5 protein-coding genes and 1 pseudogene are annotated in these 6,292 nt (G+C 69.1%); all 6 read right to left on the reverse strand.

All coding sequences use genetic code 11. The annotated features are described in order from the left end of the window. Nucleotides 1-645: pseudogene (locus DXK32_RS31575) on the reverse strand (hypothetical protein); the annotation flags it as partial. Nucleotides 646-828: 183 nt separating this feature from the next. Next, complete coding sequence (gene puuE, locus DXK32_RS31580) at nucleotides 829-1,746, reverse strand: allantoinase PuuE (protein ID WP_114862110.1); 918 nt, start codon at nucleotides 1,744-1,746, stop codon at nucleotides 829-831. 37 nt (nucleotides 1,747-1,783) lie between these two features. Continuing rightward, on the reverse strand, nucleotides 1,784-2,356 hold the full coding sequence (locus DXK32_RS31585; RefSeq protein ID WP_035675886.1) for a septation protein A: 573 nt from the start codon (nucleotides 2,354-2,356) through the stop codon (nucleotides 1,784-1,786). A gap of 92 nt (nucleotides 2,357-2,448) precedes the next feature. Beyond that, complete coding sequence (locus DXK32_RS31590; RefSeq protein WP_114862111.1) at nucleotides 2,449-3,525, reverse strand: lipid A deacylase LpxR family protein; 1,077 nt, start codon at nucleotides 3,523-3,525, stop codon at nucleotides 2,449-2,451. 101 nt (nucleotides 3,526-3,626) lie between these two features. Then, nucleotides 3,627-5,156 carry an AMP nucleosidase gene (locus DXK32_RS31595; RefSeq protein WP_114862112.1) on the reverse strand — a complete coding sequence of 510 codons (1,530 nt, stop codon included), beginning with the start codon at nucleotides 5,154-5,156 and terminating at the stop codon, nucleotides 3,627-3,629. Between the two features lie 89 nt (nucleotides 5,157-5,245). After that, on the reverse strand, nucleotides 5,246-6,220 hold the full coding sequence (gene ftsY / locus DXK32_RS31600) for a signal recognition particle-docking protein FtsY (RefSeq protein WP_247877438.1): 975 nt from the start codon (nucleotides 6,218-6,220) through the stop codon (nucleotides 5,246-5,248). Nucleotides 6,221-6,292 lie beyond the last annotated feature (72 nt).

Raw genomic sequence — 6,292 nt, forward strand, 5'->3', positions numbered from 1 at the left:
CGCCGGAACCTTCGCGTTTTCCGCCGTCTCCACGGGGTGCGGCGCGGGGTCGGCCGGCTTGGTGACGGCGGGGGCCGGCGATGGCAGGGCCGGCGGTTCCGGCACCTTCAGAGCGGGCGGCGGAATCTGCGGCAGCGCCATCGGCGGCGTGGCCACGGCGGGCGCCGGAGCGGCCGGAGCGACGACGGTCTGGGTCTGCATCGGCGGCTGGGCCGGAGCGGGGGCTGGGGCCGCGCGGGTGATCAGCGCTTCCGGTCTGGCTTGGGCCGGAGCCACGCCGCCGGGCGAGCCGCCGCCGGGGGCCGGGGCGCTGGGAACGGCGGTGATGAGCGGCGCCGGGGGCGCGGACGGCGCGTCCCCACCCTGGTCCAGCATCACGACGACCGCGCCGATGCCGATGGCGGCGGCCAGCGCCGCGGCGATCTTGCCGATGGGCAGATGCCGCTCCGCCTTCCGTCCGGCGTCCGGCGACAGGAGATCGTCCTCCTCCGCCGGATCGGCCTTCAGGTCGTCGTTGAGGGCGCGCAGAAGGCGGGCGATGTCGTCCCTGGCCTCCCCGCCATCGTCGGCGGGAGCATCGGCCATGGGGCGCGCCTTGTGATCCGCCGTCTGACCGGCGGCCTTCATCTCATCCTTGAACGTCACGGCGGCGTGCGCACCCAGTTGAAGATCGCAAGGAATCGGCAGTCACGGAACCGCGGGCCCGAAAGGGCCGCACCGCGATCCAAAGACCTTCTACTGTATTTCGGCGTTCGTTCAAACGCCGATGCGACGAAATGGCGTGAGAAAGTTGGGCGCGGACGCGCGCCCGGTCCGCTCTTTCCCGGTTCAGGTCGTTGGGCGGTAGGGATGCTCGGCCATCCAATGGCGGGCGATGTCCAGGCGGGTGGCGACCCATGTCTTGTCGTGGCCCCGCACATAGTCGAGGAAGCGGGCCAGCGCCGCGGCACGCCCCGGGCGCCCGACCAGACGGCAGTGCAGCCCGACCGACATCATCTTCGGCTGGTCCTCGCCTTCGGCGTAGAGCACGTCGAAGCTGTCCTTCAGGTAGGTGAAGAACTGCTCCCCGGTGTTGAAGCCCTGGTTGGTCGCGAAACGCATGTCGTTGGCGTCGAGCGTGTAGGGCACGATCAGCTGCGGCCGGCCGAAACGGTCGTCCCAATAGGGCAGGTCGTCGGCGTAGCTGTCGGCGTTGTAGAGGAAGCCGCCCTCCTCCGACACCAGCTTCCAGGTGTTGGGGCTGCACCGCCCGAGATACCAGCCGAGCGGGCGGGAGCCGGTGACGCGGGTGTGGACCTCGATGGCGCGCAGCATGTGCTCGCGCTCCACCTCTTCCGGCAGATGCTGGTAGTCGATCCAGCGGTAGCCGTGGGTGGCGATCTCCCACCCGGCGTCCAGCATGGCGCGGACGGCGTCCGGGTTGCGCTCCAGCGCCATGGCGACGCCGTAGACGGTCACCGGCAGGCCGCGCTCCGTGAACATCCGGTGCAGCCGCCAGAAGCCGGCGCGGGAGCCGTACTCGTAGATCGACTCCATGTTCATGTGGCGCATGCCGACGATAGGCTGGGCGCCGACGATCTCCGACAGGAAGGCCTCCGACGCGGCGTCGCCGTGCAGGACGCAGTTCTCCCCGCCCTCCTCGTAGTTGATGACGAACTGCACCGCCACCCGCGCCCCGCCCGGCCAGTAGGGGTGCGGCGGACGGGACCCGTAGCCGATCAGGTCGCGCGGGTAATCCTGGGACATGGCGGGTGCGCTCCGTCAGGGAAGAGGAGGGGGGCGGTCAGGAGGCGGAAGAGGACTTTTCGGCCGGCGGCTCCTCCGGCACCTGATGGCGCAGGATCAGCGGGGCCTGCAGGGCGCTGAACAGCAGGGTCAGCGGCATGATGCCGAACACCTTGAAGTTCACCCAGGCGTCGGTGGTCATGGTGCGCCACACCACCTCGTTCAGCGCGGCCAGCAGCAGGAAGAACCACGCCCAGCGGATCGCCAGCGTGCGCCAGCCGGCGTCGGACAGGTTCAACACCGACCCCAGCACATGCTTCAGCACGTTGCGCCGCGTCAGATGCGCCGCGAACAGGACCGCGGCGAACAGCAGGTTGACCAGCGTCGGCTTGATCTTGATGAACAGGTCGTCCTGGAGCCACAGGGTCAGCCCGCCGAAGAGCAGGACGAAGCCCGCCCCGACCACCGGCATCACCGGCACCTTGCGTTCGAACCGCCAGGAGACCAGCACGGAAATGCTGATCGCCACCATGAAGACGGCGGTGCCGATCATGATGCCGGCCTGGGAATTGGCGATGAAGAAGGCCGCCAGCGGGCCGGCTTCGATCAGCAGTCGGGCGTATTGGTTCATGATCCTCACATAGACCGAACCGGGCCTGGGATAAAGTGAATCCCTCTCCCGTCCTGGGAGAGGGATCGAAGACCGAGGGAATATGGAAGCGGTCAGAACCGGTAGGAGGCGCGGATCGAGCCGTAGTTGCTGTAGGATTTCTGCCCCTCGAACTCCGGCGACAGGAAGTTCTGGGCGTAGGAGATGCCGAACGCCCCATAGCGCAGCGCCACGCCGAGCTGGAAGGCGGCGATGAAGTTGTTCTTGTCCACCGACCGGCTGTCTCGGAAACTGTTGCCGTCCAGGAAGATGTTGCGGATGACGGCGCGCCCCTCCGCCCCGGCGTAGACGTACCAGGAGAAGGGCGGGCGCGGCGCGCCCGCGGCCACGCTGTCCTGATAGGGGATGCTGGCGGTCGGGCGCAGGATCAGCGCGCCGACCGGCGGCGCCATGTTGCCGCCCAGCCGCATCGTGAAACCGGCCCCGCCGAAGGTCAGGACGTTGCCGACGCTGCCGGCGACGTGGGGGCTGATGTCCGCCTCGAAGGGGCCGATGCGGGCCGGGCGCTCGGCGCGCCAGACATGCTCGTAGCTGAGGATGATGCCCGGCTCGTCCTTGAGCTGGTAGTCCCAGCCCTCCGGCCAGCGGGCGCCGGGGACGATGCGGTGCACCGCCTTCTGGGTCTGCTCCGCCAGCGAGGCCGGGCCGACCATGCCGAGGTCCAGGTCGATGCGGTCCACCTGCCGCGTCTCTTCCGAAATCACCGACAGGCGGCCGTACAGCCAGCCGGCGTAGGGACGGTCGGTGGCGTCGGGGATCGGCTTGGTGATGTCGCTGGGGGTGTACATGTTCTGGCCGAAGGCGATGCCGTAGCGCCGCACCCCATGCTCGCCGATCCAGGGGACGAGGTTGGCCAGCCAGTCGATGTTGCCGTAGGTCGGGCGGTCGCCGGAGACGTAGTAGAACTGGACTCCGTTCGTGTAGTACCGGTCGGTGCCGCCGCCGAACAGGTCGTTGTCGACCCAGGCGCCGATGGACGGCCCGCTTCGGGGAGCGTTGTCCGGCGGCGGAGCGGTCTCGGTGTTGGGAGCATTGTCGGTTTTCGGAACACCGTCCTGGGCCAGGACCGGCCCTGCCGCCAGCCCGAGTGAAAGGGTGACGATGACGCTCCAACCTGCACGCACGGCCATAATGGTCCAATTCCCTTCGTTGCCGAGCACCCTAAGATAAGACGCGGGCGCCCTTTGGCGCCTGCACTTTCGGGTGAGGCAAAATGGCTACGGAGGGCGGCTTACTGAAAGGCCGCCTCGGCGAAGCTGCGCAGCTTTCGGGAATGCAGGGTTTCCATGCCGTGTTCGCGCAGCAGTTCCATGGCCAGCACGCCGATCTTCAAATGCTGGTCCACCCGCTCGCGGTAGAAGCGGTCGGCCATGCCCGGCAGCTTCAACTGGCCGTGCATCGGCTTGTCGGACACGCAGAGCAGCGTGCCGTAGGGAACGCGGAAGCGGAAGCCGTTGGCGGCGATGGTCGCGCTTTCCATGTCCAGCGCGACGGCGCGGCTCTGGCTGAAGCGCATCAGCGGCTCGCGGTGGTCGCGCAGCTCCCAGTTGCGGTTGTCGATGGTCGCCACGGTGCCGGTGCGCATGATGCTTTTCAGCGCGTAGCCGGACAGGCCGGTCACCCGCTCCACCGCCGTCTCCAGGGCCCGCTGCACCTCGGCCAGCGCCGGGACGGGCACCCAGGTCGGCAGATCGGCGTCCAGCACATGGTCGTCGCGGACATAGCCATGGGCCAGCACATAGTCGCCCAGCCGCTGCGTGCTGCGCAGCCCGGCGCAATGGCCCAGCATGATCCAGGCGTGCGGGCGCAGCACGGCGATGTGGTCGGTGATCGTCTTGGCGTTGGACGGGCCGACGCCGATGTTGACCAGGGTGATGCCGTTGCCGTCCGGGCGGGTCAGATGGTAGGCGGGCATTTGCGGCAGGCGGAGCAGCCGCGCGCCGTTGGTGGGCGTCTCGCCGGGGTTGCCCCCCAGATTGGCGTTCTGGACGATGACGCCGCCGGGCTCGACGAAGCGGTCGTACTGGCTGCGGTAGGCGGCCAGCTCGGGATCGGCGGCCGGCTCCATGATCTCGCGGGCCATGCGGATGAACTCGTCCACGTAGAACTGGTAGTTCGTGAACAGGACGAAGTTCTGGAAATCCTCCGGCGCCGTCGCCGTGTAGTGGCGCAGCCGGTGCAGCGAGAAATCCACCCGCGGCGCGGTGAACAGGGCCAGCGGCTTCACCGCGTCCAGCGACTCCTCGTAGGTGCCGTTGACGATGGTGTCGTCCATGCGGGCGAGGTCGGGCAGGTCGAACAGGTCGGGAAGCCCGGCCAGCCGCTCCGGCGTCAGGTCGCCCTCGACATGCATGCCCTGCGGGAAGGCGAAATGGATGGGGATCGCCTCGTCGCTGACCCCGACCTCCAGCGGAACATGGTGGTTGCGCAGCAGGAGCGAGAGTTGTTCGCGGTAATAGCGGTCGAACAGGTCGGGGCGGGTCAGCGTCGTGGAATAGGTGCCCGGCCCCTCGACGAAGCCGTAGGCCAACCGCGTGTCCACCGTGGCCGCCGAGGCGGTGGAGAGACGGACATAGGGGTAATGGGCCTGCTCCCGCCGTCCGCCGTCCTCGCCGCGGGTGAAGGCGGCGAAGCGGTCGCGCAGATAGGCGGTGTTGCGGTCGTAGAGGTCCCGGACGAGGGCCAGGGCGGCGTCCGCGTCGGTGAAGCGCTCGACAGGACCGGGGGGAACGGGGGAGGGGGAGGTCTGGGCAGCCGTCATGACTCTTCAGATAGGGCTTGGGCGTGGCGGCCGGAAGCCCTTTTCTCGTCCTGCCCGGCCGCCCGCCGCCGGCCCGCGCCGGGGCGCCGTTACTGGGAGGGCAGCCCCATCAGCGACTTGGCGAACTGGTCGGCGTCGAAGGGGCGCAGGTCGTAGACGCCCTCGCCGATGCCGATGGCGTGCACCGGCAGCTTGAAGCGCTCGGCCAGCGAGACCAGCACGCCGCCGCGCGCCGACCCGTCCAGCTTGGTCAGGATCAGGCCAGAGACGTTCACCATGTCGCGGAACACCTCCACCTGATTGTGCGCGTTCTGGCCGGTGGTGGCGTCCAGAGTCAGCAGGGTGGTGTGCGGAGCGCTCTCGTCCACCTTCTTGATGACGCGGACGATCTTGCGCAGCTCCTCCATCAGGCCGGCCTTGTTCTGCAGGCGGCCGGCGGTGTCGATCAGCAGGATGTCCACGCCCTGGCGCCGCGCCTCCTCCAGCGCGTCGAAGGCGAGGCCGGCGGCGTCGGCCCCGGTGTCGCGGGCGATCACCGGGCAGCCGGTGCGCTCGCCCCAGATCTTCAGCTGGCTGACCGCGGCGGCGCGGAAGGTGTCGCCGGCGGCCAGCATGACCGTCTTGCCCTCGGCGCGGAACTGGCGGGCCAGCTTGCCGATGGTCGTCGTCTTGCCGGTGCCGTTGACGCCGACCACCAGGATGACGTGGGGCTTCAGCGTGGCGTCGATGACCAGCGGCTTGGCCACCGGGCCGACGATCTTCGCGACCTCGGCGGCCAGCGTGGCCTTGACCTCTTCCGGGCTGACCTCCTTGCCGAAGCGGGTGCGCGCCAGCTCCGCCGTCACCTTGGCCGCCGTGGTCGGGCCGAGGTCGGCGGTGATGAGCAGCTCCTCCAGCTCCTCCAGCGCCTCGTCATCGAGCTTGCGCTTGGTGAAGATGCCGGAGATGCCCTCGGTCAGCTTGGAAGAGGACTTGGACAGGCCGTCCTTCAGCCGGGCGAACCAGCCCTTCTTGGGCTTCTCCTCCTCAGCCGTCAGGGCCGCGGGGAGGTCGTCGCGGACGATCTCCGGCGCGTCCTCGCGCTCTTCCGGTTCAGACGGCGGAGCGATGGGCGGCGGGGGCGGGGTCTCGACCGG

Origin of the sequence: Azospirillum brasilense (genome assembly GCF_003349955.1) — a bacterium.
GTDB classification, from domain to species: Bacteria; Pseudomonadota; Alphaproteobacteria; order Azospirillales; family Azospirillaceae; genus Azospirillum; species Azospirillum brasilense_B.

What these genes read in the sequence shown, in the direction of transcription:
- puuE (WP_114862110.1), bottom strand. Translation starts at nt 1,746, where the DNA reads ATGTCCCAGGATTACCCGCGCGACCTGATCGGCTACGGGTCCCGTCCG.
- DXK32_RS31585 (WP_035675886.1), bottom strand. Translation starts at nt 2,356, where the DNA reads ATGAACCAATACGCCCGACTGCTGATCGAAGCCGGCCCGCTGGCGGCC.
- DXK32_RS31590 (WP_114862111.1), bottom strand. Translation starts at nt 3,525, where the DNA reads ATGGCCGTGCGTGCAGGTTGGAGCGTCATCGTCACCCTTTCACTCGGG.
- DXK32_RS31595 (WP_114862112.1), bottom strand. Translation starts at nt 5,156, where the DNA reads ATGACGGCTGCCCAGACCTCCCCCTCCCCCGTTCCCCCCGGTCCTGTC.